The 26,116-nt window shown below is 48.2% G+C and carries 24 protein-coding genes; 13 read left to right on the forward strand and 11 right to left on the reverse strand.

Translation table 11 applies throughout. The features are described 5' to 3' along the window. Positions 1 to 77 precede the first annotated feature (77 nt). Both JHJ32_RS10140 and JHJ32_RS10145 read left to right on the forward strand, forming a co-directional pair. Complete coding sequence (locus tag JHJ32_RS10140; RefSeq protein ID WP_200120888.1) at positions 78 to 1,916, forward strand: UbiD family decarboxylase; 1,839 nt, start codon at positions 78 to 80, stop codon at positions 1,914 to 1,916. Between the two features lie 173 nt (positions 1,917 to 2,089). Beyond that, positions 2,090 to 2,806, forward strand: a complete 717-nt coding sequence (locus JHJ32_RS10145) for a type 1 glutamine amidotransferase domain-containing protein (RefSeq protein WP_233632587.1) — start codon at positions 2,090 to 2,092, stop codon at positions 2,804 to 2,806. Between the two features lie 71 nt (positions 2,807 to 2,877). On the opposite strand, the gene JHJ32_RS10150 is transcribed toward JHJ32_RS10145, so the two are convergent. Beyond that, on the reverse strand, positions 2,878 to 4,203 hold the full coding sequence (locus JHJ32_RS10150; protein ID WP_200120889.1) for an ABC transporter permease: 1,326 nt from the start codon (positions 4,201 to 4,203) through the stop codon (positions 2,878 to 2,880). After that, positions 4,200 to 5,135 (reverse strand): ABC transporter ATP-binding protein, encoded by a 936-nt coding sequence (locus JHJ32_RS10155; protein ID WP_200120890.1) that lies wholly within the window; start codon positions 5,133 to 5,135, stop codon positions 4,200 to 4,202. Before JHJ32_RS10155 ends, JHJ32_RS10150 begins: the two co-directional genes overlap by 4 nt. Positions 5,136 to 5,302: 167 nt before the next feature. Here JHJ32_RS10155 and JHJ32_RS10160 point away from each other — a divergent pair, with 167 nt between their 5' ends. The 6 genes from JHJ32_RS10160 to JHJ32_RS10185 all read left to right on the forward strand — a co-directional run bounded on the left by JHJ32_RS10160 (position 5,303) and on the right by JHJ32_RS10185 (position 14,086). After that, a complete protein-coding gene (locus tag JHJ32_RS10160; RefSeq protein WP_139378549.1) occupies positions 5,303 to 5,791 on the forward strand; it encodes a periplasmic heavy metal sensor in 489 nt (162 codons plus the stop codon). A 163-nt stretch (positions 5,792 to 5,954) separates the two neighbouring features. Further along, positions 5,955 to 6,800, forward strand: coding sequence for a 3-hydroxybutyryl-CoA dehydrogenase (locus JHJ32_RS10165; protein WP_200120891.1), 846 nt, complete (start codon positions 5,955 to 5,957; stop codon positions 6,798 to 6,800). 374 nt (positions 6,801 to 7,174) lie between these two features. Further along, the gene (locus JHJ32_RS10170; RefSeq protein ID WP_200120892.1) at positions 7,175 to 7,918 is read left to right on the forward strand and encodes an RluA family pseudouridine synthase; all 744 of its coding nucleotides are present in this window, start codon (positions 7,175 to 7,177) and stop codon (positions 7,916 to 7,918) included. Between the two features lie 49 nt (positions 7,919 to 7,967). Then, on the forward strand, positions 7,968 to 8,294 hold the full coding sequence (locus tag JHJ32_RS10175; protein ID WP_200120893.1) for a DUF6660 family protein: 327 nt from the start codon (positions 7,968 to 7,970) through the stop codon (positions 8,292 to 8,294). Between the two features lie 112 nt (positions 8,295 to 8,406). Beyond that, entirely contained in the window at positions 8,407 to 12,792 is a 4,386-nt protein-coding gene (locus JHJ32_RS10180; protein ID WP_200120894.1) for a CusA/CzcA family heavy metal efflux RND transporter, read from the forward strand. Positions 12,793 to 12,799: 7 nt separating this feature from the next. Then, positions 12,800 to 14,086, forward strand: coding sequence for an efflux RND transporter periplasmic adaptor subunit (locus JHJ32_RS10185; RefSeq protein WP_200120895.1), 1,287 nt, complete (start codon positions 12,800 to 12,802; stop codon positions 14,084 to 14,086). Between the two features lie 54 nt (positions 14,087 to 14,140). Here the strand turns inward: JHJ32_RS10185 and JHJ32_RS10190 are convergent, their stop codons facing one another. From JHJ32_RS10190 to purN, 3 genes are all read right to left on the reverse strand, one after another. Next, entirely contained in the window at positions 14,141 to 15,019 is an 879-nt protein-coding gene (locus JHJ32_RS10190; RefSeq protein WP_200120896.1) for a DUF72 domain-containing protein, read from the reverse strand. A gap of 40 nt (positions 15,020 to 15,059) precedes the next feature. Next, complete coding sequence (gene purH / locus JHJ32_RS10195; RefSeq protein ID WP_200120897.1) at positions 15,060 to 16,586, reverse strand: bifunctional phosphoribosylaminoimidazolecarboxamide formyltransferase/IMP cyclohydrolase; 1,527 nt, start codon at positions 16,584 to 16,586, stop codon at positions 15,060 to 15,062. 146 nt (positions 16,587 to 16,732) lie between these two features. Further along, positions 16,733 to 17,305 (reverse strand): phosphoribosylglycinamide formyltransferase, encoded by a 573-nt coding sequence (gene purN, locus JHJ32_RS10200; protein ID WP_079716039.1) that lies wholly within the window; start codon positions 17,303 to 17,305, stop codon positions 16,733 to 16,735. Between the two features lie 407 nt (positions 17,306 to 17,712). On the opposite strand from purN, the gene asnB reads away from it, so the two are divergent. Then, a complete protein-coding gene (gene asnB / locus JHJ32_RS10205) occupies positions 17,713 to 19,410 on the forward strand; it encodes an asparagine synthase B (protein WP_200120898.1) in 1,698 nt (565 codons plus the stop codon). A gap of 144 nt (positions 19,411 to 19,554) precedes the next feature. Here asnB and JHJ32_RS10210 read toward each other — a convergent pair whose 3' ends face one another. The 5 genes from JHJ32_RS10210 to JHJ32_RS10230 form a co-directional block, all read right to left on the reverse strand. Then, complete coding sequence (locus tag JHJ32_RS10210; protein ID WP_233632588.1) at positions 19,555 to 20,223, reverse strand: DUF1080 domain-containing protein; 669 nt, start codon at positions 20,221 to 20,223, stop codon at positions 19,555 to 19,557. A gap of 140 nt (positions 20,224 to 20,363) precedes the next feature. Further along, the gene (locus JHJ32_RS10215) at positions 20,364 to 21,536 is read right to left on the reverse strand and encodes an acyl-CoA dehydrogenase family protein (RefSeq protein ID WP_200120899.1); all 1,173 of its coding nucleotides are present in this window, start codon (positions 21,534 to 21,536) and stop codon (positions 20,364 to 20,366) included. 168 nt (positions 21,537 to 21,704) lie between these two features. Next, on the reverse strand, positions 21,705 to 22,073 hold the full coding sequence (locus tag JHJ32_RS10220) for a hypothetical protein (RefSeq protein WP_200120900.1): 369 nt from the start codon (positions 22,071 to 22,073) through the stop codon (positions 21,705 to 21,707). A 3-nt stretch (positions 22,074 to 22,076) separates the two neighbouring features. Beyond that, positions 22,077 to 22,712: a hypothetical protein gene (locus JHJ32_RS10225; protein WP_200120901.1), complete on the reverse strand. Its 636-nt coding sequence runs from the start codon at positions 22,710 to 22,712 to the stop codon at positions 22,077 to 22,079. Beyond that, positions 22,699 to 23,028: a hypothetical protein gene (locus tag JHJ32_RS10230; protein ID WP_200120902.1), complete on the reverse strand. Its 330-nt coding sequence runs from the start codon at positions 23,026 to 23,028 to the stop codon at positions 22,699 to 22,701. The genes JHJ32_RS10225 and JHJ32_RS10230 overlap by 14 nt, the downstream gene beginning before the upstream one ends. Before the next feature lie 131 nt (positions 23,029 to 23,159). On the opposite strand from JHJ32_RS10230, the gene JHJ32_RS10235 reads away from it, so the two are divergent. The 4 genes from JHJ32_RS10235 (at position 23,160) to JHJ32_RS10250 (ending at position 25,566) form a co-directional block, all read left to right on the forward strand. After that, on the forward strand, positions 23,160 to 23,861 hold the full coding sequence (locus JHJ32_RS10235; RefSeq protein WP_200120903.1) for a LuxR C-terminal-related transcriptional regulator: 702 nt from the start codon (positions 23,160 to 23,162) through the stop codon (positions 23,859 to 23,861). A gap of 25 nt (positions 23,862 to 23,886) precedes the next feature. Next, positions 23,887 to 24,591, forward strand: a complete 705-nt coding sequence (locus JHJ32_RS10240; protein WP_200120904.1) for a helix-turn-helix transcriptional regulator — start codon at positions 23,887 to 23,889, stop codon at positions 24,589 to 24,591. Between the two features lie 27 nt (positions 24,592 to 24,618). Beyond that, positions 24,619 to 24,990: a dihydroneopterin aldolase gene (folB, locus tag JHJ32_RS10245; RefSeq protein WP_200120905.1), complete on the forward strand. Its 372-nt coding sequence runs from the start codon at positions 24,619 to 24,621 to the stop codon at positions 24,988 to 24,990. A 138-nt stretch (positions 24,991 to 25,128) separates the two neighbouring features. Continuing rightward, the gene (locus tag JHJ32_RS10250) at positions 25,129 to 25,566 is read left to right on the forward strand and encodes an Hsp20/alpha crystallin family protein (protein ID WP_200120906.1); all 438 of its coding nucleotides are present in this window, start codon (positions 25,129 to 25,131) and stop codon (positions 25,564 to 25,566) included. Positions 25,567 to 25,644: 78 nt separating this feature from the next. On the opposite strand, the gene JHJ32_RS10255 is transcribed toward JHJ32_RS10250, so the two are convergent. Further along, on the reverse strand, positions 25,645 to 26,091 hold the full coding sequence (locus tag JHJ32_RS10255; RefSeq protein ID WP_200120907.1) for a thioesterase family protein: 447 nt from the start codon (positions 26,089 to 26,091) through the stop codon (positions 25,645 to 25,647). Positions 26,092 to 26,116 lie beyond the last annotated feature (25 nt).

A 26,116-nucleotide genomic window follows, 5' to 3' on the forward strand; every position in this document is an offset into this window, starting at 1 on the left:
TCGTGGGCGAATTTAAGAAATTGGATTGATTAAGCGCAAGTATCGCCTATCTTTGCCACAAACAACTTAATTGCCCCATGGGATATACTAGCCTTGCTGCATGCATCGATGACCTGGAACGCCATAACCACCTGATTCGCATCAAACAGGAGGTCGACCCGTATCTGGAGATGGCTGCCATTCATATGCGCGTCTACGATGCTCAAGGACCAGCCTTGTTGTTTGAAAACATTAAGGGAAGCCAGTTTCCGGCAGTGTCCAATCTCTTCGGCACGTTGGAGCGATCGCGTTTTATGTTCAGAGATACACTTGACAAAATCAAAGTGCTGGTAGACGTCAAGTCCGATCCTATGCGGGCACTCAAAAATCCCTTGAAATACGCGCATGTAGCAACGACCGCTTTATCGGCGTTGCCGTGGAAAAAGCGAAGCGGTGCCCCGATCCTCTATGGCACCACGCAAATCAGCCAATTGCCTCAAATCGTGAATTGGCCCATGGATGGCGGTCCTTTTGTGACGATGCCCCAGGTTTATACCGAGGACGTAGCCAAGCCTGGCCCCATGCATGCCAATCTTGGCATGTATCGTATCCAACTGGCAGGCAACGATTACGTACGTGATGCTGAAGTAGGTCTTCATTACCAACTTCACCGAGGCATTGGGGTGCATCAAACAAAGGCGAATGCAATGGGGCAGCCGCTCAAGGTAAGCATTTTCGTGGGCGGCCCGCCGTCGCACCCGTTATCCGCCGTAATGCCGTTGCCTGAAGGGTTGTCGGAACTGACGTTTGCTGGAGCGCTGGGCAATAGACGTTTCCGGTATTTCTATGATGAGGAAGGTTTCTGTGTTTCTGCAGATGCTGATTTTGTTATTACTGGTACAGTTTATCCGGGGGAGAATAAGCCAGAAGGGCCTTTTGGCGACCATCTGGGCTATTACAGTCTGGTGCACCCATTCCCGCTGATGCGTATACATAAAGTATATCACCGGAAAGACCCCATCTGGTCGTTTACTGTCGTTGGACGCCCGCCACAGGAAGACACCAGCTTTGGGGCATTGATACACGAAATCACCGGATCCGCTATTCCGCAGGAAATCAACGGACTCCATGCCGTCCACGCGGTGGATGCTGCCGGTGTGCACCCGCTGCTGTTTGCCATCGGCAGCGAGCGTTACACACCTTATTTGGAAACTGATCGGCCGCAGGAAATTCTTACCATTGCTAATCAGGTGCTTGGCAAAAACCAATTGAGCCTTGCCAAATACCTTTTTATAACTGCATATCAGGATAACCCCGAATTGGATATCCATGACGTAGCAGCTTTTTTGAAACATGTGCTCGAACGTATAGACTTCCAGCGGGATTTGCACTTTCATACGCAAACAACCATTGACACCCTTGACTATTCGGGCGACGGATTGAATGCGGGTTCGAAGGTAGTCTTTGCCGCCGCTGGCAGCAAAAGGCGCGAACTGGCTACCGAACTGCCTGCCGGTCTGTCATTGCCCCAGCCGTTTCAGGAGTGCAAACTCGCACTGCCCGGCATTTTGGCCGTCGAAGCCCCTCCATTCACGGACAACGACACGGAGGCTGGCCGCATTGAGCGGTGGAGTGCTGCAGTACATGCAGTTGACTTTACAGGCATCATGCTTATCGTGCTTTGTGATGATGCCGCATTTACTGCTGCCAACATCAATAACCTGGTGTGGATTACATTCACCCGCAGCAACCCTTCGCATGATATCCATGGCGTGGGGAGTTTCACCAGGCACAAGCATTGGGGATGCCATGGACCGGTAATTATTGACGCACGCAAAAAGCCCCATCACGCCCCCGAGCTCATCAAAGATCCCCAAGTAGAGAAACGTGTGGATGCGATGGGAGCGAAGGGTGGACCGCTTCATGGCGTGATATAAAGTAAACAAGCTAAAGCCGCCATCGTTGATACCCATATTTAGGGTAAGTTGTTGCCCGCGCTGATTTTGCCGGTCGACAAACAACCAATAGCCTGGGTAGAACAATCCCGTCGTCAACCTGTTAACCCCTATAGCAAGTAAGTCACAGATGTTTTACAAAAACCAGTATCGTTATGAGAAAAGTGCTGATGGTGCTCACTTCCCACCAGGATATGGAAAATACGGATAGTAAAACGGGCGTATGGCTCGGCGAGTTTACAGAGCCGTACTACGAGTTTATAGACAATGGCTTCGCGGTGGTATTAGCAAGCCCGGTGGGTGGCGAGCCTCCCGTGGATCCTATGAGTAAATTGGCGGAGCATATCACCGCTTCCAACCGGCGGTTTCATGACGACCCGGATGCGCAGCGTCTGTTTAGTAACACGTTGACGCTGGATACATTAACGGCTGTAAATTTCGACGCGCTGTTTTATCCAGGCGGACACGGGCCGCTTTGGGATTTGGCAAGGAATGCCACCAGTGGGCAGCTAATTCTGGATTTCATGGCAGCTGGCAAACCCGTCGGTGCAGTATGCCATGGACCGGCCGCACTCATCAAGGCGGCGGCATTGCAACCTGGGCTGTTGCGGGGTAAGCGGGTCACAGCATTTACCAACATGGAAGAGACGCTGAGCGCCCGCACGGGCAACATCCCGTATAACCTTGAATCGGCGTTGAAAGAACTTGGTGCCGATTTCCACGCTGCGCTGGTTCCATTTACCAAGCATGTAGAGACCGATGGTATGTTGGTAACCGGCCAAAACCCACTGTCTGCCGGCCCCACTGCCCGGGCAGTCATTCAGCTACTCGGCGCAAAAGGTGAACTCGGGGTGGTCGACCCGCTGCCCTGAAAGGACAAAATCCGGTCCCACTACTGCGCGGGACCGGACTTGCCATCATACCAACTACTTAAATCTAAAAACTAACCTTTATACCGGAACCATTTTGCCAGTTCTTTGTAACTTGCTTTCTTGCCATACATCAAAATACCTACCCGGTATATGCGGGCTGCAACCCACGTGGTAAGGACAAACCCGCCGACCAACAGCGTCAAAGACAAGCCGATCTGCCAAACGGGTACACCGAAGGGTATACGCACCAGCATCGCAATCGGGGAGGTGAATGGGATCATGCTTAGCCAGAAGGCCAGCGGCCCGTGGGGATCGTTGACCAAAATGCCGAACGACAGGATATACGTGAATAATAGCGGGATGGTTATCGGAAACATGAACTGCTGGGTTTCTGTTTCGCTGTCTACCGCAGAACCGACAGCTGCAAACAAAGCGCTGTAAAGCAGATATCCCCCAAAGAAATAAAGCAAAAAGGTAATGACGATGGTTTGAAAATCAACTTTACTCAATTCATGCGTGGCTTTGCTGAATAAACCGCCTTGAGATTTGGTTGCTGGCGTGACCCCGTCGCCCGAGACACGCTGCTGATTTTCGATTTGTGCCTTGATATCCCGCCCGTCCATGATTCCGGCACTTGCTACGCCCATCAATGTAGAGGATAGGACAATCCACAGGATAAACTGAGTAAGCCCTACCAAACCGATGCCGATGATTTTGCCCATCATCAGTTGAAAGGGCTTGACCGAGGAGATGATGACTTCCACAATGCGACTGTTTTTTTCTTCGATAATACCCCGCATCACCTGTGCGCCGTAAAGAAACAGGCAAATATAAACCAGGATAGAAAGCGAAATTGCAATTCCCATCGCGGCCCCAGCACTGCTATCCTTCTCCCCATCGGCGGAAATCTCCTTAGCGGAAAGGGTTACGTTTGGACTGATGCGCTCTACGGTTGCCCGATCAATCCCTGCATTGGCAAACGCGATGTCACGCAATACCTGTTCCAGCTGGCGGCTTACTTCGTTCTGTATGCCAAAACTGGCCGTTTCCTTGGCATACAGCTCGACGTTGGATGACGTCGCTACATCAGGTGGAATGATGAGGAGGAGTGTTTTCTCTTTTTCGCTCAGAATCCGTGCTTTTTCGGCAACGATGTCATCCGACACATCCATAAACGTGATGTTTTTGGTGTTGGACAGCTTTCCTTCAATAAGACTGCTCTGATCAATGACATATATGGTTGCTTGATTACCTTCGAAGCTCTTTGCGGTAAGGTAAATGGTGAGCGCATAAATCCCTATCAGGAACAAGGGCACAAGGAACGTCACCAGTAAAAATGACTTTTTCTTTACCCGGCTAAGGTATTCGCGCTTGATGATGAGTAATATCTTGTTCATTCGGATGTTGCGATTAATGTATTTGAAGTTTGTGCGGTTACCTGTTGCACAAAAATATCATGGATGCTGGGAATTACCTCTTTAAGTTCTTGGATTTGAACCAGCGGGATTAAATAGGTCAATACGTCATTGATCGTTTTCCCTGCCGCCACCTTGATGGTTAGTATGGTGTTTTCACCGGTGTGTACCGAATTTTCAATGGAAAACAAACCTTCTACCGCCGGTATGGGCTCGTCATGGGCAAGGTGTTCTACGCGATAAGTGTTGGTCCGATAGGTATTTCTGATTTCTTTTACTTTGCCATCCAATATTTTCTTGGATTTATTGATCAACACGATACTATCGCAGAGCTCTTCGACAGATTCCATGCGGTGAGTGGAAAAGATGATAGTAGCACCGCTGCGATTCAGCGCTAATATTTCTTCTTTGATGATATTTGCATTGACGGGGTCAAAGCCGGTAAACGGTTCGTCTAATATAATCAAATCGGGTCGATGAATGACCGTGGCCACAAACTGAACCTTTTGCTGCATTCCCTTGCTGAGATCTTCCACTTTTTTATTCCACCAGCTCTGCATCTCCATTTTTTCAAACCAGTGCTTGATGCGATCGACTGCCTCTTTTCGTGAAAGTCCCTTGAGTTGGGCAAGGTAGAGCATTTGTTCGCCGATTTCCATTTTTTTGTACAGGCCGCGTTCTTCGGGCAAATAACCGATACGGCTGATATGGTTGGGATTAAGCCGCTCGCCATCGAAATACACCTCGCCGCTGTCGGGAGCAGTGATTTGGTTGATAATGCGAATCAGTGAGGTTTTCCCCGCTCCATTAGGGCCTAACAGCCCAAAAATGCTGCCTTTTGCTACACGCGTGGAAACATCATCCAATGCTCGATGGTTGGCGTATTGCTTCACGATGTTTTTGACTTCAAGCATATGTGTGTATTGGTTCATGCGGTTGAGACGCCGCAGTTCCGATATTGTTACATTACATGTTTTAACATTTTTTAACAAAGGACGGGGTTAAACTTTTCCGGTTAAATCTCCTCTTATGATTAAACGCAGCAAGTAACAGATAGCAACAATAACGAAAGGAGATTATCATGAAAATTGCACTATTGATTACGCTTTTAGTTTCTGGAATGACCTATGGAACCGTCGCTCAACAGCCACGGCCAGAGCACCCGCGGAGCGCGGAAGAAATCGCCAAAATGCGGACGGACCGGCTGGCGGAAAATCTGGGGCTCAGCGACGAACAACAAAAAGAAGTTTATGCGCTGAATCTCGAAAAAGCGGAAAAATTGAAAGCTACGCGCGAAGAACGGGCAGCTAAGATGGCCGAACTGCGTTCGGAAATGAAAGCTGATCAGGAACGGCTGAATGATATCCTGACGGAAGAACAGCGCGAAATGCTGAAACAGCAACAAGCGGAACGCGCTGAAAAAATGAAAGCCGCGAGGAAAGGGCGCAACGAAGGAAAATTTAGGGGCGACCGGTTTAGAAAAGGAGATAGACACTTCCATAAAAGGGGAGGCGCCAAGGCGGATACCACACAGGTCACCCTGTCAGAAGTAACCCCGAATGTAAAGTAGTTTAATTGTTCTATATTTTTTTGGTTAAGTTTGATGATGAACGCCCATTCCGCCTTTGGTGGATGGGCGTTTTTTTTTGCATCTCGCACGAGTTTTATGCTGTATCGGATATGGGAACTCATGCAGGTTTGTTATGTTTGTGCCATACCAATACAATTCCATTATGCGGCATATCAGTGTCATTGGTTCGGGCACCATGGGAAATGGAATCGCCCATACATTTGCTCAATTCGGTTTTGACGTTTCCCTTGTTGACATCAACCCGGATGCATTATCAAAAGCGCTGCTCACGATTGCGGACAACCTTGATCGTCAAATCAAAAAAGGAACGATTACCGATAGTGACAAACTGCACACACTTGGACGCATCGCTACATATTCGAGTGTAGCCGACGGCGTCAAGGCGGCGGACTTCGTCGTGGAAGCGGCCACCGAAAATGAGGCGGTAAAGCTGGGCCTATTTGCCGAACTGGATCGTTTATGTCCAGCCCACACGATCTTAACCAGCAATACTTCGTCAATATCGATAACCAAAATTGCGTCAGCCACTTCGAGGCCGGACAAGGTTATCGGAATGCACTTTATGAACCCCGTGCCGGTCATGAAGCTTGTTGAAGTGATAAAAGGCTATGCCACATCAGTGGATACAATAACCACAATTATTGCCCTTTCAAAACAGTTGGATAAAGTCCCCGTGGAATCAAATGACTATCCGGGCTTCGTGGCTAACCGCATTTTAATGCCCATGATTAACGAAGCGATCTATGCCTTATACGAGGGTGTAGCGGATGCCGAGGCGATTGATACCGTCATGAAACTGGGCATGGCCCACCCGATGGGGCCTCTGCAATTGGCTGATTTTATTGGACTTGATGTGTGTTTGTCCATACTGCGGGTACTCCACAGCGGCTTCGGGAATCCCAAATACGCACCATGTCCGCTGCTGGTCAATATGGTGGCCGCGGGTAAGCTGGGCCGTAAAAGCGGACAGGGGTTTTACCGATATTGATGGAGCCTTCGGGCTGAAAAACGCCAAAGTCCCTAAGACAATCGCATTCAACAAATGCTGGTGTTCTATGGCACCCTAAGGTACTTCTTTCGTACTACTTCCTTACACTTACTTTACCTTTTACTCGGATTTTATTCGGCATTTGTTCGGATCATGTTCGGAGTTTGCTCGGTTATTAACCGAATAAACTAAAAAGAAAAAACAACTTATATTCATAAGAATATACCGTTTTATGTAAATTTGGGGTAAGGCTGACTTACGTTATGAGTAGGGGGACACCTGCCTAAGTTAAGCCCTCAACAGGAGATCGTGCGGTTGACCCGCCGAGTCCTGGATGTTTTTGCGTCTCGCAAGGAAATGCGTACCTTTGTAACATGAAAACCCTGGATGGGCGCACGCCCAAATTCTTGCAGTTTGCCGATTTGATTATCCACGAAGATGACAACCTTATTGTCATCAATAAACCACCGTTTCTGGCATCACTCGATGAACGCGAAGGGGGAGAAGCCAGTGTGCTGCGCCTGGCAAAAAAATACCATCCGGATGCCCAGATATGTCACCGGTTGGATAAAGAGACTTCGGGACTTTTGCTGATTGCTAAAAATCCAGAGACATACCGTTTGATTGCTATCGAATTTGAGCGCCGCCGGGTATCCAAGATATATCATGCCATCATTGAAGGTACGCATGTGTTTGAAGACCTATTGGTGGATTTGCCGATTCTGAACTTGGGCAACAAGAATGTAACCATTGATCGTGCCAACGGTAAACGTGCCGAAACGTATTTTAAGTCACTTCGCTATTTTAAGCATTACACGTTGGTGGAATGCCGCCCCATCACGGGCCGCATGCACCAAATCCGTGTACATTTGGCTACACAGCACGCGGCCATAGTGGGAGACACCCTCTACCGGGGTAAACCCGTTTTTCTTTCGCAAATCAAGAAGCGTGGGTTTACCTTGGGTAAAGGACAGGAAGAACTCCCAATTATGAAGCGGTTTGCCCTTCATGCACGCGAGCTGCAATTGACCGTTGGCGACCAAGCCTATCATTTCGAAGCCCCATACCCGAAAGATTTTGCAACGCTGCTCCGGCAGTTGGAAAAATACGATGACTGAATGACCTGGCCGTATTGGATATCCATACAATTTTACTAAGTTTGGCTCCGTGAAGTTACTTCGTGTCATATTGCTGGTGTACATCAGCGTATTGTCGTTGATTCCCTGTCATGATGATATCTCGGCTTTAGGGTTTGATGGTTCATTGACACATGCGGCCTCCAGCCATTCGGACGATCATTCCCACGACTCATGCAGTCCATTCTGTGTATGCAACTGCTGTGGGGCAGTATGGGGACTCCAGATGGGGATTGGTCCGATAAAAGGTCCCATTTATTTCCCTTTCACGAGCGACCGCGCCATTCTTTACGATATCAACCTTATCCCTAATTGGTTTCTGAACAAAATCTGGCAACCCCCACAGGCGACCGTTTAATCTTACTTTACGTTTTTATCTAATCGCTGTCGATCGGCGTCGGCATGCCTATGGCTGTCCGCGACGGTATCGGCGATCGAAGTTGATTACAAAGAAATTAACCGGTCAAGTCATGTTAGATGCTATCATAAAATTTAGTATAAAAAACAAGATTATTATTGGTTTGCTGACCCTATCCCTCATCATTTGGGGAATATGGAGTGCTAGCAAACTACCCATTGATGCCGTACCCGATATTACGGACAACCAAGTACAGATTATTACCATCTGTCCAACACTGGCCGGACAAGAGGTAGAACAGTTGGTCACCTTTCCGATTGAACAAAGCATTGCAAATGTGCCCAACCTGGACGAAATAAGGAGTATTTCACGGTTCGGTTTGTCGGTTGTCACGGCTGTATTTCACGAAAATGTCGATATCTATTTCGCCCGCCAACTCATCCACGAACGATTGCAGGAGGCCGTTGAACAGATACCGGCTGGTATCGGCACACCTGAATTGGCACCAGTAAGCACCGGCCTGGGCGAAGTGTACCAATACATCTTGCACCCCAAACCGGGAAGCGAAGCCAATTATTCAGCCATGGACCTGCGTACCATGCAGGATTGGATTGTCGCCCGTCAGTTGCGGGGAACGCCCGGCGTAGCTGAGATCAACAGCTTCGGCGGTCAACTCAAGCAATACGAGGTTTCGGTCAATCCAGATAAGCTCAAATCCATGGATATCGGTATCCCGGATATATTTGACGCCCTGGAAGTCAATAATCAAAATACGGGCGGGGCGTATATTGATAAAAAGCCAAACGCGTATTTCATCCGAGGGATCGGGCTGGTCAACTCACTGGAAGATATCGGCAATATCGTTGTGAAAAGCCGCCCCAACAGCGTTCCGATACTCATCAGGGATGTTGCCGAAGTGCGGTATGGAAGTGCGATACGGTACGGGGCGCTCACATACAACGGCGAGGTGGATGCGGTAGGAGGCGTGGTGATGATGCTTAAGGGACACAACAGCAATGAAGTTGTCCAGCGTGTGAAAGCCAAGATACCCACGATACAGCAATCGCTGCCGGACGATGTGGTCATAGAGCCCTACCTTGACCGCACCGAACTGGTGGGCCGAGCCATGGGTACAGTGGAAAAGAACCTTGTTGAAGGGGCGCTAATCGTCATTTTTGTATTGGTGGTTTTTCTGGGGAACCTTCGGGCGGGACTCATTGTCGCTTCTTCCATCCCCCTTGCAATGCTTTTCGCGCTGGGCATGATGAATGTCTTTGGCGTAAGCGCAAACCTGATGAGCCTGGGTGCGATTGATTTTGGACTCATCGTTGATGGCGCGGTGATTGTCGTAGAGGCCGCCCTGCACCACTTGGGAATACGAAAATCTACCGAACGCCTTACCCAACGTGAAATGGATGAGGAAGTTTACCGGTCGGCTTCAAAAATACGCACGAGCGCGGCATTCGGCGAAATCATCATCCTTATTGTCTATATTCCGATCCTCACACTGGTAGGTATCGAGGGCAAAATGTTCCGCCCCATGGCCATGACCGTGGGCTTTGCCATATTAGGGGCATTGATATTGTCGCTTACTTACATCCCCATGATGTGTGCCTTGTTCCTTCCAAAGGTAAAGACCGCAAAGACTTCGTTTTCAGACCGGATGATGGCTCGCCTGCAACAGGTTTACAGACCGCTGCTGGAAGGTGCAATGCGCATAAAATACGTGCTTATTGGTACTACCGCGGTGATTTTTGCTGTATCCCTCATCGTCTTTTCAAGAATGGGCGGAGAGTTTATCCCACAATTGGAAGAAGGCGATTTTGCGTTCCATTGTATCCTGCCGCAGGGTACGTCCTTGAGCCAAAGTGTCGAAACCTCCATGCTGGCATCGCGTATCATCAAACAACTCGACGAGGTCAAAATGGTCGTCGGCAAAACCGGTGCTGCCGAGGTGCCAACTGACCCAATGCCTCCCGAAGCTACAGACCTGATGATTATCCTTAACCCCAAAGATGAGTGGCCGGTACGTAAAACATATAAGCAACTTGCCGATGAAATCATGGAAAAACTGACCGTAATCCCAGGCGTTTTCTTCGAGTCAAACCAACCGATTCAAATGCGTTTTAATGAGCTGATGACGGGTATCCGACAGGATGTAGCTGTGAAGATCTTCGGGGAAAACCTGGATTCGCTATTGGTCTACGCAAACCAAGTGAGCCGAATCATACAAGGCGTGGAAGGTATCACTGCACCACAGGTAGAACGGATAGCCGGTCTACCGCAGATCAACGTCGTATACGATCGTGCGCGGATCGCTAACTACGGATTGTCAGTTTCGGCACTGAATGACATATTGAGTACGGCATTTGCCGGAAAGGCCGCTGGATTGGTGTTTGAAAATGAACGGCGGTTCGAGCTTGTTGTCCGGCTAGACAGTGTATATCGGAGTTCGATAGCGGATGTCGCCAACTTATGGGTACCCTTGCCGACCGGAGAACAGGTGCCGTTGTCCCAACTGGCACAGGTGTCATTTAAGATTGGCCCGGCACAGATAAGCCGCGAAGATGGAAAAAGGCGCATCGTTATTGGATTCAATCTGGACGGCCGTGATGTAGCTAGCGCAGTAGCCGAAATACAGGCAAAACTCCAGCAACAGGTCCAACTACCCGCGGGATACTATTATACCTATGGAGGAATGTTCGAGAACCTACAAAAGGCCTCAAACCGCCTGATGGTAGTGGTCCCTATATCGCTGGCGTTGATTTTCATGCTGCTTTTTTTTACGTTCAACACGTTCAGACACGCAGCATTGATCTTTACGGCTATCCCGATGAGTGCAATCGGTGGCGTATGCGCATTGCTGTTGCGGGGCATGCCGTTCAGCATCTCGGCGGGGATCGGTTTTATTGCACTCTTCGGCGTCGCGGTATTGAATGGAATTGTATTGATCGGCACATTCAACCAACTTGAAAAGGAAGGGTGGACTGACGTAGTTGCGCGAGTGTTGGAGGGAACGAAGATCCGGTTACGGCCGGTGCTGATGACCGCCGCCGTGGCCAGCTTGGGCTTCCTGCCTATGGCATTGAGCAATACGGCTGGCGCAGAAGTGCAACGCCCTTTGGCAACGGTGGTAATTGGCGGGCTATTGACCGCAACCTTTCTGACGTTGTTTATTTTGCCGTTGCTTTACGTGGTGTTCGATGGTGGCAAACGTCGACGATCCGGTGTAGCAGGTACTGCAAAAAGAACGCCGCTTGTTGTTTTCCTGACGTTGTTGGCTGGAATACCACAGGCCTCCCGCGCACAGCTTACCGACTGCACCAACGGGATTACCATTGAACAGGCCATATCGATGGCTCTCGCCAATAACCAGGATGTCCTGGCAGCTGAATTGCATGCTAAGGCCTCGGAAAGCATGCTTGTGGCCACGGCGGAGCTACCCAAAGCAGAAGTCGGCGTGCAATCGGGAAGCTTCAACAGTTTGGCGCGTGACAATGCCTTTCAATTGACCCAGGCCATACCCTTTCCGACGGTGTTTGGTGCCCGGCGCAAACTATATCAAGCTGAAGCGGAAGCGAGCCGGATTAACCGGGAGATTACCGTCAATACACTCAAAAATCAAGTGCGGACATCGTTTTACTACATTCAGTACCTTCTGCACCGGCAGGACAAATTGACCTACCTTGATAGCCTGTATGCCGATGCTTCCAGAGCTGCTTTCCTGCGCTACCAAACGGGAGAGGCGAGCCAGCTGGAAATGAGTATGGCTGACACGAAACGAGGCGAAATCAAACTGCTGTTGGAGGAAAACGGGACACAACTGCGTAATGCGTATCGAGATTTTAGCGCGTTATTAAATATGGATGGCATGCTATCAATAGCTCCTGGGGCTACCTATGAACCCGTGGAGCTGACTACGCTTGTTGACAATGCAGCTGTCATCCGCCATCCGATCATCCGCGAACTTCAGCAACGTGCTTTTATTACCGAACAGCGCAAAAGAGTTGAAACCGCCCAGACACTACCTGACGTGACAGTAGGATATACGAACCAATCCCTTGTTGGTACCTATTTGATGAATGGCCGCGAGCAATATTTCGGACGCGATAAACGGTTCGGTTTTGTCAACGTCGGTATTGCCATCCCGCTTACATTAGGAGCGACCAAAGGCCGCATACGCGCAATGGAATACCAGCAACAAGCAGCCGAAGCGGTGAGCCAGCAAGCTGTACGCATGATGGAAGCGCGGCTGCTGAATGCTTATGAGCAATACGAGCTTCGTTGGAGACGCTACCAATATTTCGTCAAAAAGGCTTTGCCTAATGCAGAACGTATTATCCAAGCGGCACAATTGGGTTACCAAACCGGTGAAATCACTTATGTAGAGTATCTGTATGCGTTGCAGACCTCTACCGATGTAGAACTGGATTGTCTTGAAGTTATCCAATCGCTCAATCAGGCAGTGATCGACATTAATTTTTTAATAAATAAATAGCAACAAAATGAATAGCAATTTTGTATTTGAGCGTTGTAAACAGGCGGGACGGTGGCTTTTAATGCTTATGGTCGTTGTGTTTGCAGCCTGTAACGGCCATGAGACAAGGGATGCGCATGATCATGGAGATATGCATAGCCACGAACATGGTGGCGGGGAGGGGCAGGGCGGGACTATCGCTAGGCTTACGAAGGCACAGATGCAGTCTATCGATTTGACGTTGGGAAGTTTTGAACAAAAGGAACTGACCGCCATCATCAAGGCCAATGGCCGCTTGAAAGTACCCAACAGCAATAAAGCAAGTATTACCGCTTTATATGGAGGAGTGATCAAGACCTTGCGTGTAGATGTGGGCACCTCCGTAAAGCAGGATGCAGTCATTGCTACCATTGTGCATCCACAGTTTGTGCAACTTCAGGAAGAATATCTCGCCATTGGCAGCAAGATAGCATTTGCCGAGCAGGAACAGGAGCGGCAACGCGCATTGAGCACAGGCAATGTTGGTGCACTGAAAAATCTTCAGCAAGCTGAGGCAGAGCTCAACGTACAACACGCACGAAGGGCGTCACTTTTTCAGCAGCTCCGACTGATGGGAATCGATCCAGACGCCGTGACGTACAACAACCTACAAACAGAGTTGGCCGTCACCAGCCCGGTAAGCGGCATTGTCAGCCACGTATATGCGCAGTTGGGTAGCTATGTGGATGCGTCGTCTCCGGTGGCCGAGGTTGTGCAAAACAATCAGCTTCACTTGGATTTACATGTTTTTGAAAAGGATCTTCCCTTTCTTCATGTAGGACAGCGGATACATTTTAGGCTGACGAACAACCCAAGTAAGACCTATGATGCCCGCATATTTGGTATAGGAGCATCATTTGAAGACGAAAGCAAGACCGTGCCGGTGCACTGTACGGTAGATGGTAATAAAGCAGGTTTGATAGACGGAATGAACATTACGGCGGCAATCAGCCTCGCCGAAGTGTCGTCTACGGCCGTACCCAATGACGCTATTGTGGATGCGGAAGGGAAAGCCTATATTTTCGTGGTGACGGATGGACACGAGCATGACCATGACCATCATGACCACACCGGCCATGACCATGGCGAGGAACCTCCTCATCACACCGAAGATCGGATGAGCTTCGAAAAAGTAGAGGTAGTAAAGGGGGCATCGGAAATGGGCTATACGGCGGTTACCCCGGTTAATCCGATTCCACTCAAGGCCAAAATCGTAACGAAAGGCGCATTTTTTGTCAACGCAGTATTAACCGGTACGGTAGGGCACTCGCATTAGCATACGCCCCGCCAATTGGACAACCCTTCGATCGGCATACATCCAGGGTGAATACTAGGTAAACAACTGGTGTTGGGGGCTACGGATTTGGAGCCCCAATGCGTTATTTAGCGCTTCAATGAAATAGGTGGACAGTAGCGGCGATTCAATCTCAACGTTTTGATGGACAAAAAAATAAAGAGATTGCAATCCCGCATCCCGCCATTCCTGGATGCGTCCCACCCAATCATCCAGCCGGCTTTTGTCCGTAGGATGGTTTGCACCCACATAACGCACGAAGGCTGTGGGTGTGGTCAGGCGCATATGCAGCATGTCTCGTCGTCCGGCAGTATCCACCATAACGTTTGCCACTTTTTCGGTCTCCAGCAGGCTATATAGCTTTTCGCGCGCAGCCTGATCGGCAAACCACTCCGCATTGCGAACTTCCACCGCAAGTGGTACTGCTCCGGCAAATTTTTTAACAAAGGTGGCCAGCCGTTCAAAGTCTTTCGGTTTGAAGTTGTCGTGCAATTGAAGGAAGCTCATCCCCAATTTTTCTTCAAACAGGACAATGGCATCACAAAACGCGGTCATCTTCTCGTCGACATTCAGCAAACGGCCATAGTGGCTGATAGTCTGCGGCACCTTGGGAAAAAACTTGAAGTCCGCAGGCGTCTTGGCTTTCCAGGTTTCTACCTGTTGCTTATCGGGAGAGTTATAGAATGTGCCATTCAGCTCGATGCTATTGAACTGGGTGGCATAGTAAGTCAGTTCGTCTTTGGTACCACGGGGGTAGAATCCCTTAAGGTCCTGTTTATTCCACTTGGCACAACCAACGAATACTTCCAGACCTTGGTCCTTCTTGTGCTTGCGAAGTAGGGTTATCGTATCCGGATGAGTGGGAGGTAAGGTGAAGTCCACCGTTTCTGGATTATCTACGCTTCCGAATTTCATTTTTTTTTGCTTGATGCCGTAGACTTATAGCCTACTGTAACTAATGTTTAAAATGCCTTACTCCCGTAAAGACCATTGCCACCCCTTTTTTGTTTGCCATCGCTATGGATTCCTGATCGCGGATAGAACCGCCGGGTTGGGTGATGGCTGTAATACCTGCTTCGGCAGCGATTTCCACACAATCCGAGAAGGGGAAGAACGCATCTGAAGCCAATACCGCACCACGGAGATCGAAACCGAATGACTTCGCTTTTTGGATTGCTTGGCGCAGGGCGTCTACCCGTGAGGTTTGGCCGACACCACTAGCGGACAGTTGTCCATCTTTGGCCAACACGATAGCGTTTGACTTGGTGTGTTTGACCACTTTGTTGGCAAACAGGAGATCAGCCAGTTCACTGTCGGTAGGTTTGTTAGCTGTGACGGTCTCCATTTGGGAAGCCCCTTCAATCACAGCATCTTTATCCTGCTCAATGATGCCATTTAGCAGGGTCTTGAATTGTGTGGCTGGCAGCGGGGTATCTTTCCTCCGTAGGATGATGCGGTTTTTCTTGCCAGTAAGGATGTGCAGTGCACCGTCAGTATATGCCGGCGCGATAAGTACTTCGAAGAAAAGCTTATTGATTTCTGTCGCGGTAGCCTCATCGATTTCACCATTGCCGATAATGACGCCACCGAATGCCGAAACCGGATCACAAGCCAATGCATCTTGCCAGGCCATTAGTAGGTCGGCACGTGAGGCCACGCCACAAGCATTCGTATGTTTCAGGATGGCAAACGTAGGTACTTCAAATTCATCAATCAGCGCCACCGCGGCGTCCACGTCTACCAGGTTATTATACGAAAGCTCCTTGCCGTTCAGCTTGTCAAACAGGTTGTCCAGATTGCCGTAAAACACACCTCGTTGGTGTGGGTTTTCTCCATACCGCAGCACCTGTGCTTGTTGCTCACTCCGTTTAAACACAGGCAATGGCTGCTCCTGATTGAAATAATTAAAAATGGCTGAATCGTAATGGGAAGATACGTTGAATGCCCGCTTGGCGAATTCCTTACGGTGTTGCAAAAAAGTATAGCCTTCGTTTTCGGAGAGGATGTCAGCCAATTGTTGGTAATCATGCTTAGAAGCAATAATCACCACATCGTTGAAGTTTTTTGCAGCGGCGCGAATGAGCGATATGCCACCAATGTCAATCTTTTCTATAATATCCTGCTCCGGCGCTCCGGATGCCACGGTTTCCTCGAACGGATAGAGGTCTACAATAACTAAGTCAATTTCTGGTATTTCGTATTCTTGAAGTTGTTGCTTATCAGACTCCAAAGGCCTGCGGGACAGGATACCTCCAAAGACCTTTGGGTGAAGGGTCTTTACCCGTCCTCCCAATATAGAGGGATATCCGGTGAGGTCTTCCACCGGCACGACGTCGTACCCCAAGTCACGAATAAATGTTTCCGTGCCACCAGTGGAATAAAAGGTGACGCCGTGTTTATGCAGTAGGTGAATTAACGGATCAAGACCGTCTTTGTAATATACGGATACGAGTGCGTTTTTTATTTTAACCGGATGGCTCATGCTTATATCTAGCTATTTAGTGTTTTTGAGCCGCAAACTTAGATAAATTTGCTGAAAATATAAGCAAATTATTCGCAGAGGTCGTACTCATCAGTACGTTTGGTTGGCTGCACCTTTCGGTAGAAACAGCGTTTTGCCAGGGCGAATTACATTTTCTTCAACAGGTTTTCAATAATTTTCGGATAGTGTAGGTGTTCCAATTGCTGCCCTTTGAACTTAACCACTTCCAGGCTGTCTCCGGGGTCGATGCGGAAGCGTGCCTGGTAGATGATTTCGCCTTCATCGAAATTTTCGTTGACAAAATGGATGGTGATGCCGGACTCTTCCTCATTTGCATCCAGAATAGCTTGGTGCACGCGGTCACCATACATGCCTTTACCGCCGTATGCAGGAAGCAGCGCCGGGTGGATATTGATGATCTTATTTGGATAATGACGTAATAGGTTTTGCGGCACAAGCCATAGGAAGCCAGCCAATACGATTAAATCAATTTTAAGTTTATCCAATAGATTGACAATCTCATCGGTTTCATAAAATGCATGTCGATCAAAAATATGCGTGGGTACTTCAAAGTTGTCAGCGCGCTGCAATACATAAGCGTCAGGATTATTGCTTAGTACAAGCGATACCTCGGCCTGATCGTGGTACTTGAAATGCTCCATAATCTTTTGGGCATTCGACCCGGATCCAGAGGCAAAAATAGCGATTCGTTTCTTCACGTTTTGATGATTGATGATGTGTTTTTGTCGATTGTATCCAAACTTAAAAAAGTTTGCGAAACAAAACAAACTTAATACGTCACGTGGGCAGGAAAACTACTTTCGGCGACGGTGTCCCTTTTTGCTTGCAAAAGTAGCCTTTATGACGCAGTCGACCAAAAAGTCCAACCTATCGATGTAGCGGCCGAGTCGTTTGCCGTTGAAATGAAAAGATTAACGCAGTTGATCAACACCGCTTTATATTAAAATTGTGACAAGCATAACCTTATATTTGTTGATATTATTTCTCAAAAAATGCAATTTTATTGAAAAAATGATTAAAAATTGTGTTAATTGTTGCAAATGTTAATGTTTTTATTCGTTACTTTGTGACTCTATAATAACTATCAAATTTAATTGATTTATTTATGTGTGGAATCATTGGTGCTTTTGACCTAAAAGTAAAGTCAGAAGAATTGCGCCCCCAAGTGTTGAAGATGTCGAAAAAAATTCGGCACCGTGGGCCGGATTGGTCGGGTATATATAGCTCAGAACGAGCTATTCTGGCGCATGAACGTTTAGCAATTGTTGATCCGAAGTCCGGCCAGCAGCCCCTGTACAGTCCCAATCGGAATGTTGTGCTTGCTGTGAACGGCGAGATTTATAATCACCAGCACTTGCGCAATCAATTACCCAACTACGAATTTTCCACGCAATGCGACAGCGAGGTGATATTGGCGTTATATGAGCAGAAGGGACCAGGCTTCCTTGAAGACTTGAACGGTATTTTTGCCTTCGCGTTATACGATGTTGAACAGGATGCTTATTTAGTTGCCCGGGATCACATTGGGATCATTCCGCTCTATATCGGTTGGGACAGCGCGGGCACATTTTATGTAGCGTCAGAACTGAAAGCATTGGAAGGCTATTGCACTCGTATCGAAGGCTTTCCTCCGGGACATTACCTCTATAGTAAAGAAAGCAACGAACCCCGTAAGTGGTATAAACGGGATTGGGAACACTATGAAAGCGTAAAAGACAACGTAACGGATATCGAAACGTTGCGAAAAGGGTTGGAAGATGCTGTACATCGGCAGCTCATGTCTGACGTGCCCTATGGCGTATTGCTTTCGGGCGGGTTGGATTCGTCAGTCATTGCAGCGGTGACCAAAAAGTTTGCTTCCCGTCGGGTAGAGTCAAACGACCAGGAGAAAGCGTGGTATCCACGTCTGCACTCATTTGCTGTGGGATTGAAAGGGTCGCCCGATTTAGTGGCAGCAAAGAAAGCTGCTGAGCACATTGGAACGATACATCACGAAATCAATTTCACTATCCAAGAGGGCTTGGACGCGATTCGCGATGTTATTTACCATTTGGAAACTTACGATGTGACCACTATACGGGCGTCTACACCGATGTACCTACTTGCCCGTGTGATCAAATCGATGGGTATCAAGATGGTTCTTTCGGGAGAAGGCTCAGACGAACTTTTCGGTGGATACCTATATTTCCACAAGGCGCCCAATGCGAAAGAATTCCACGAGGAAACCGTACGCAAACTTAGTAAGCTGCACCTTTATGACTGTTTGCGCGCCAATAAATCGTTGGCTGCTTGGGGCGTAGAAGGGCGGGTGCCTTTTCTCGACAAAGAATTTATAGATATCGCTATGCGATTGAACCCGGAAGATAAGATGATAAGAGAAGGACGTATGGAGAAGTGGGTGGTACGCAAAGCTTTCGAAGATTATTTGCCGGAAAGTATTGCGTGGCGGCAGAAAGAGCAATTTTCGGATGGTGTGGGTTATAGTTGGATTGACACGTTGAAGGAACAAGCTGCGTTGCGCGTCAGCGATGAAGAACTTGCGGCCGCTGCTGAACGTTTTCCGATAAATCCACCGCAAAACAAAGAGGAGTACTTATATCGGTCTATCTTCACGGAGCATTTTCCTTCAAACACCGCGGCGTTAACGGTGCCATCTGTCAAATCGGTGGCGTGTAGCACACCCGAAGCATTGGCGTGGGATGCCTCTTTCCAAAATGTAAATGATCCATCGGGCCGCGCTGTAGCGAATGTGCACAATGAAAGCTACGAAAAGGATAAGGCAAAGGTAGCCGAAGCGCTATAATCTTGGTTGATGACCGATGACGGGAAGTTCGATGGTCGATCCTAGGGTATAAAATTAATTTAGTGCTTAAAAATACAATAGGCTGGATATTAACTCCAGCCTATTGTCATATCAGTCACTTAGGTGGTCAAACATTGATCGCCGCTAAAGTGGCCTTATCCAAATATTCCTGAAGCTTACTGGATTGCCGTGATCCTGTAAAACAATGGGTCCAGGGCCGTGTGCCTTGTATTTTGGTATGCCGATATACTCTGTCGGCCCATCTAATTCGACGTTGTTTTGTACCAGGACGCCGTTATGGATCACCGTTACGCGGGCCTTACTGATCAGGATGCCGTCTGCGTTGAATCGTGGGGCTGTCCAGATGATATCATAAGTTTGCCATTCACCCGGCGGCTTAGTAGCATTCACCAGTGGGATACGTTGTTTATAGAGACTTGCGGCTTGCCCGTTGGAATAGGTGCGGTTATTGTAACTATCCAATACCTGCACTTCATATAGTCCCTGCATGAAGATGCCGCTGTTGCCGCGGCCTTGGCTTTCCCCAACGATTTCCGTAGGGCTACGCCATTCGACATGTAATTGATAATCTGAAAATTCCTGTTTGGTTTGGATATCACCTTTACCCCGCACGACGGTAAACGCCCCATCAGACACTTCCCATTCAGCAGGTGAGGATCCATCTTTTTTGCTTACCCACTGGTCGAGCGATGTGCCGTCAAACAAGACAATTGCATCTGACGGCGCGCGATCGGGGTAGGTCGTAACCACACGCGGTTCCGGCTCCCATACTTCGGTTTCTTCTGGTTTCATTCTTTGTTGTTGTGCGAATGCTGGAACGGTCAGTAGTGCGACCATTCCAGCGGAAATAAACGACTTCATATTCATATACATCATATTAATTTTATTAATTTAACTTGCTTCTAACGTCCGATTCCTGCATGATGACGACCTTAACTAAACGCGTTTATCCCCGTGATATCCATGCCGGTGATCAGCAAATGGATATCATGTGTGCCTTCGTAGGTCACCACCGATTCGAGGTTCATCATGTGCCGCATAAGGGGGTATTCACCGGTGATGCCCATCGCGCCGAGTACCTGCCTGGCCTCGCGAGCGACATGCAGTGCCGTGGCCACGCTATTGCGCTTCGCCATGGATATCTGGGCCGGCGTAGCGCGGTCTTCATTCTTCAATGTGGCTAAGCGCCATACCAGCAATTGCCCCTTGGTAATTTCCGTGATCATCTCGGCCAGTTTTTTCTGCTGCAGCTGAAATCCCCCGATAGGCTTGCCGAACTGCTCCCGTTCCCTGGCGTAGCGCAGTGCCGTATCATAGCAATCCATTGCTGCGCCCAGCGCGCCCCATGCGATACCATAGCGGGCCTGGTTGAGGCAGCTCAGCGGCCCGCGCATCCCCGCAACACCCGGTAGGATATGGCTTTTGGGTACACGCACACTGTCGAACACCAATTCGCCCGTAGCCGAAGCCCGCAAGCTCCACTTATTGTGAGTTTCCGGCGTGCTGAATCCCTCCATGCCGCGTTCCACGATGAGCCCCTGCACCTTTCCATCCGGGTTTTTGGCCCACACCACAGCGATGTCAGCAAACGGCGCATTGGAGATCCACATCTTGGTGCCGTTGAGCACGACATGGTCGCCATCGTCCTCAAACCGTGAAATCATTGCTGACGGATTAGAACCGTGGTCAGGTTCGGTAAGGCCAAAGCAGCCCATCAGTTCGCCACTGGCCAGCTTGGGCAAATAGTTGCGTTTCTGCTCCGCGCTTCCAAACGCATAGATGGGGTACATCACCAGCGACCCCTGCACAGAAGCCGTTGAGCGGATGCCCGAATCACCGCGTTCCAGCTCCTGCATCATGATGCCGTAGGCCAGGTAGTCGAGCCCTGCACCGCCATACTCCTCGGGGATGGTAGGGCCAAACAGCCCCAGCTCGGCCATGCCCGGAAGCAACTGGCGCGGAAATTCCGCCCGTTGGGCATAATCCTCGATAATAGGCGACAACTGTGTGTTGACCCATTGCCGTACGCTATCACGGATAAGCAAATATTCTTCGCTAATCAATTCGTCCAGCAAGTAATAATCTGGCGACCGATATTGGCTCATAACGTTTATTTAGCATACAAGTATAGGGATAAAATCTGGTTTAATGAATAGGTAATTCCCGATGGTTATCCGATAAACCGCCGCCTTTTCGCGTTTTTACCAGCGTATGGTGGGATATCCCAGTGACAGGACAGGAGGGAGGCCCGGGTGAGAAAAGGATAACGTATTTTAATGGGGATAGTTACGATTCATTTCCCCAAAATACACCCGGATGCGGTTAACGTTGGGCGCCGTCGTGTAGCAACTCCACTCATAATAGCCTTCATGCGCTTCAAAGCACACACGTATCCAGCAGTCTTTGCCCTTTATCCAGTAAAACTCCGGCTTCGGCTCTTCCCCGGCGGCGTGATCGATTTCCGTTTCCCGATCCCGGAATCCGTCATAAAATGCCGCGAAATCTTCCGGGGAAAATTCGAGTTGTAGCTCCGGTAGATCTATCGAGAACAACCGTAGCAGCGTGTACATGCCGGCATAGCTGCGATAGGCCATCTGCAAGACAGGCGTATCAGGCGATGAAGGATAGGAATGCGTAGTCATAGGTTAATCTCTTTGTCGTTGTTTTTTATCGCGTACCATCCAGGCAAACGCCGTAAGAAAGCTATCGGGGTGTTTGGCGATGAATTGCGAAATCGAATCGTATGTCTGTTTCCTCTTTACGTAAATTTCCCAGTCGAAAAACAGCGCATCCAGGTTTATTCCGTTTGCCTTATTCACGTGATACACGAGGTCCAAGACAGCCCCCAGTAATTTGCCGTCGCTAGTACCGCTGTTTTTGTAAAAGAAAGAAACCGTATCGCCTGTGCCGTAGCATATCATGAGCGCACCGACCCCACCCCTAGAAACGGGCAGGGGATAAATCGAAGCGATATTGGTAAAGTTCACCGTCTTGTCGATGACTGCGGGCGTCTCGCCTTGCTTAGTGAAAATAGCCCGGTAGCGGAATCTCCCATTTGCTGTCATGCAGAAATTATCACGGGTGAATAGCAAACGCATCTCGTCTTCACCCGCTCCATACCGGCTTCTGTTCGCTTCTTGTTGCAGCGCGGCTATGTGGCTTGCCAGCAGTGCCAATGTATTTGGCTGGTTTCCATGGGTGTTGCCATTCGTATCTGCGCAAGATGCGGAGGCAACGACGAGCAGGCATAGCACCGTACACTTTGTATCAATCCAGTTCATGCGCATGTTTAACTCCGCGGGATCGGAGAATCCCATATACTGCTTCAAGCTCTATAAGTTGCCTTTCGTACGTATTAGTATCTCTTTTATAATGTTTAATTTCATTTTGAATATCGTCCATTACAGTAAGCCCATCTACCGGGTCTTTAAAGTTCATATCTAAATCATACTCTTTTGCAGTGCCAAGTACAAAATCTGGGAATTTTACATTAATGGCATATTTACGACTTTCCGGACTTTCCGTAGCGATAGATATTACGGAAAACCTGTATAATTTTAACGGGTTGGGCAAACCCAAACGGAATGTGACGAACATGTCTATTAACGTGTTGAAAAACAAAACAAATTGTGCTCACTAAAATCCTGAACATTCTCCGCTAAAAAAATACCCACTTTTGGGTATTTTTTTATCTTTACCACTGAAATAAAACCTAAAAGCTTAGACTGATGACCAATTTGTTGCCTACCGGGTTTAATTGCAGTGATGCGGTGCGCGATGTTGCCGTGCGTAAACTGGCTGAGTTTGAGTCAATTGCTGATGAACTGCCTGTATACATCATCGTCGATGTGCGCGATTTGTCTGTTGTGTACCTGTCGCAAAGTGGATGCCGATTGCTCGGAACTACCTTGGAGGAGGTGCGGCGTTTAGGACGAACGTATCATACCACATTTTTTAATCGGGACGATGTGGCGTTTTACTTACCTAAGTCGAGGGAAGCGCTGTTAAACGAGAATACCTCCCGTTGGTTTTCTTATTTTCAGCAAGTGGCAACCGGAGAGGCTAGAACTTTTGAATGGTACCTAAGTGCATCCCGCATTTTTGTTTACGATGAAGCGGGGGCACCATTGCTGTACCTAACATTTGCCTTGCAACTGGACCCGAACCACCATCTCACGGAGAAGGCGGAGCGGCTCATGACCGAAAACCTGATGCTTAAGGCTAATAATCACCGCTTCGCCTTATTGACCAGACGGGAAAAGGAATTGCTACGATACATTGCTACGGGCGAGAAACCGGCCGAAATTAGTAAGAAGGTGTTTATTTCTGAAAAAACGATAAATACGCACCGGCGCAATATAAAGCGCAAGATAGGCGCCGAAACGCAATATGATATCATCAAATTTGCACAGGCATTTAATTTAGTATAGCCACAACAATAGTATCCGAGTACCTATGAACGACTTTTTACCTCCTCATTTTGACTGCAGTGATTCCGTCCGGAGACAGATAGTGCAAAAATTGGCGGCATTTGAGGCTGTTGCCGATGAACTGCCGGTGTATATCATCCACGACGTAAGGGACTTCTCAGTGGTCTATCTGTCGCAAAAAGGGCTACAACTATTGGGAGCGTCGCTCGAAGATGTAAGACGGATGGGGCAGGAGTATTTTATTAAATTTTTTAACCCGGACGATGTGCAGTTTTACCTGCCCAGATTTATCGAGCGGTTGCGGAATAAAGAGTCGGCTGCGAGGTGGTTTTCGTTTTTCCAGCAAGTGACAACTGGGCAAAACCAGTCTTTCGAATGGTATTTGAGTGCATCTCGACCATTCATTTACGATGAAGAAGATAGGCCGCTGCTTTCGCTCACCTTTGCGCTCCAATTGGATCCTAATCACCATTTAGCCGAAAAGGCCGAACGGCTAATGACCGAGAACCTGTTACTCAAAGACAATTACCAGCGCTATGCGTCACTGACTAAACGCGAAAAGGAACTGCTCCAATACATCGCTTCTGGCAAGAAGACTGTTGAAATCAGTAATCAAAATCACATTTCGGAAAAGACCCTAAACACGCATCGGAGGAATATCAAACGTAAACTAGGAGCCAAAACACATTATGACATGATTAAATTTGCGCAAGCATTTAATTTGGTGTAATTAAGGCATTATCAGTAGGTTTGCCACATGGAACACGTTCGTCGACAAGTGGCGCTGACCGATTTGCGCTTTTTTGCTTACCATGGCTTCTATCCGGAAGAGCAAGTGCTGGGTAATGAGTTTACCGTAGCGTTGTATGTGGGTTTTACTGGCGCACCAAAAGACGATGACAACCTAGCTAACACCGTCAACTATGAAGTATTGTATGGCATCGCAAAAAGCGAAATGCAGCATCCCCGCAAGCTGCTTGAAACCGTCGCGGAAGCTATATTAAGCCGTATCGTACAGAAATTTCCTTTTATCGAAGATGCTAAAATAAGCATCACCAAGCGCCGTCCGCCCTTTGGTGGAGACCAAGCGCATGCAACGGTTACGCTTGTGTGGCAACAAAATGAATGAAAGAGACATAATGTCATTTAAATGTGCTATAATAATGACAAAAAGTCATTAAAACAATTCCTTTTTTTGGTTGGTATATCTTTTGGATAACGTTTACCAAAGTTTGCAATTAAACAAAATTTATAGGAGGGATTAAAAATGACATTGGTAAAATTTCAAGGAAACAAAAACAGGGGAGTGGACAGTTGGGTAAATGATTTTTTCAACCCGGTTTTTAATGATTCGTTTTTGTCTGATCGTTTCATTTCCCGCGTACCGGCGGTGAATGTAGCGGAAACAAACGAAGCGTACCACATCGAGCTGGCTGCTCCGGGACTGGAAAAGGGCGATTTCAAAATCAATGTGGATGGCGACGTGCTGACCATTTCGGGTGAAAAGAAATCGGAAACAACCGACGGAAACAAGAAATACAGCAAGCGGGAATACAGCTATACCTCATTTACCCGATCGTTCACATTGCCCGACAGCATTGACCACAACAGAATTGACGCAAATTACAAGGATGGTGTGTTGAAAGTGGATATTGCTAAAAAAGAAGAGGCCAAAGTGGCTTCTCGTTTGATTGAAGTAAAATAACCCAACGAGATTAGCGGTAGATAATCAGTGGCTAACGTGAAAGCCCGCGGAATCAAGGGTTCCGTGGGCTTTCGCTCTTCATGCAGACACGTCTTGATAATCGTCGCTTTTCGGCAATTGCACAACCAAGGCCTGCCATTCGGATGGCAAAACAGTTAGTTTCCGTTTAAACAGATCCATCCAGGCACCGTCTACCGTCACCACAGCACATTTTGTACCATCCGAACGGTAAATCTCATGACGGAAAGAGAACCTGGAATTCGCCGCATTGTATTTGGTCATTTCCACCGTCACGGCCACGGCATCATTAAGGTGTATTTCCCTGAGATACACAAGCTCCTCGCGGAAAAGTACAGGCCCGATACCGTCTTCTGCAATCCGGCTAAGGGAAAGCCCTATTTTTTCAAGCATGTTGCTTCTTGCCTGCGCGCAGAAATCGGCATATGCTGAATGCCGTAGGTGCCTATTGGCGTCAATTTGAGCCCATATAACTTGTCCTTCATAAAATACATTCTTCATCTTCATAACCCAAACATAGTAATATTAGCAT

This window comes from Parapedobacter sp. ISTM3 (assembly GCF_016533505.1).
Taxonomy (GTDB): Bacteria; Bacteroidota; Bacteroidia; order Sphingobacteriales; family Sphingobacteriaceae; genus Parapedobacter; species Parapedobacter luteus.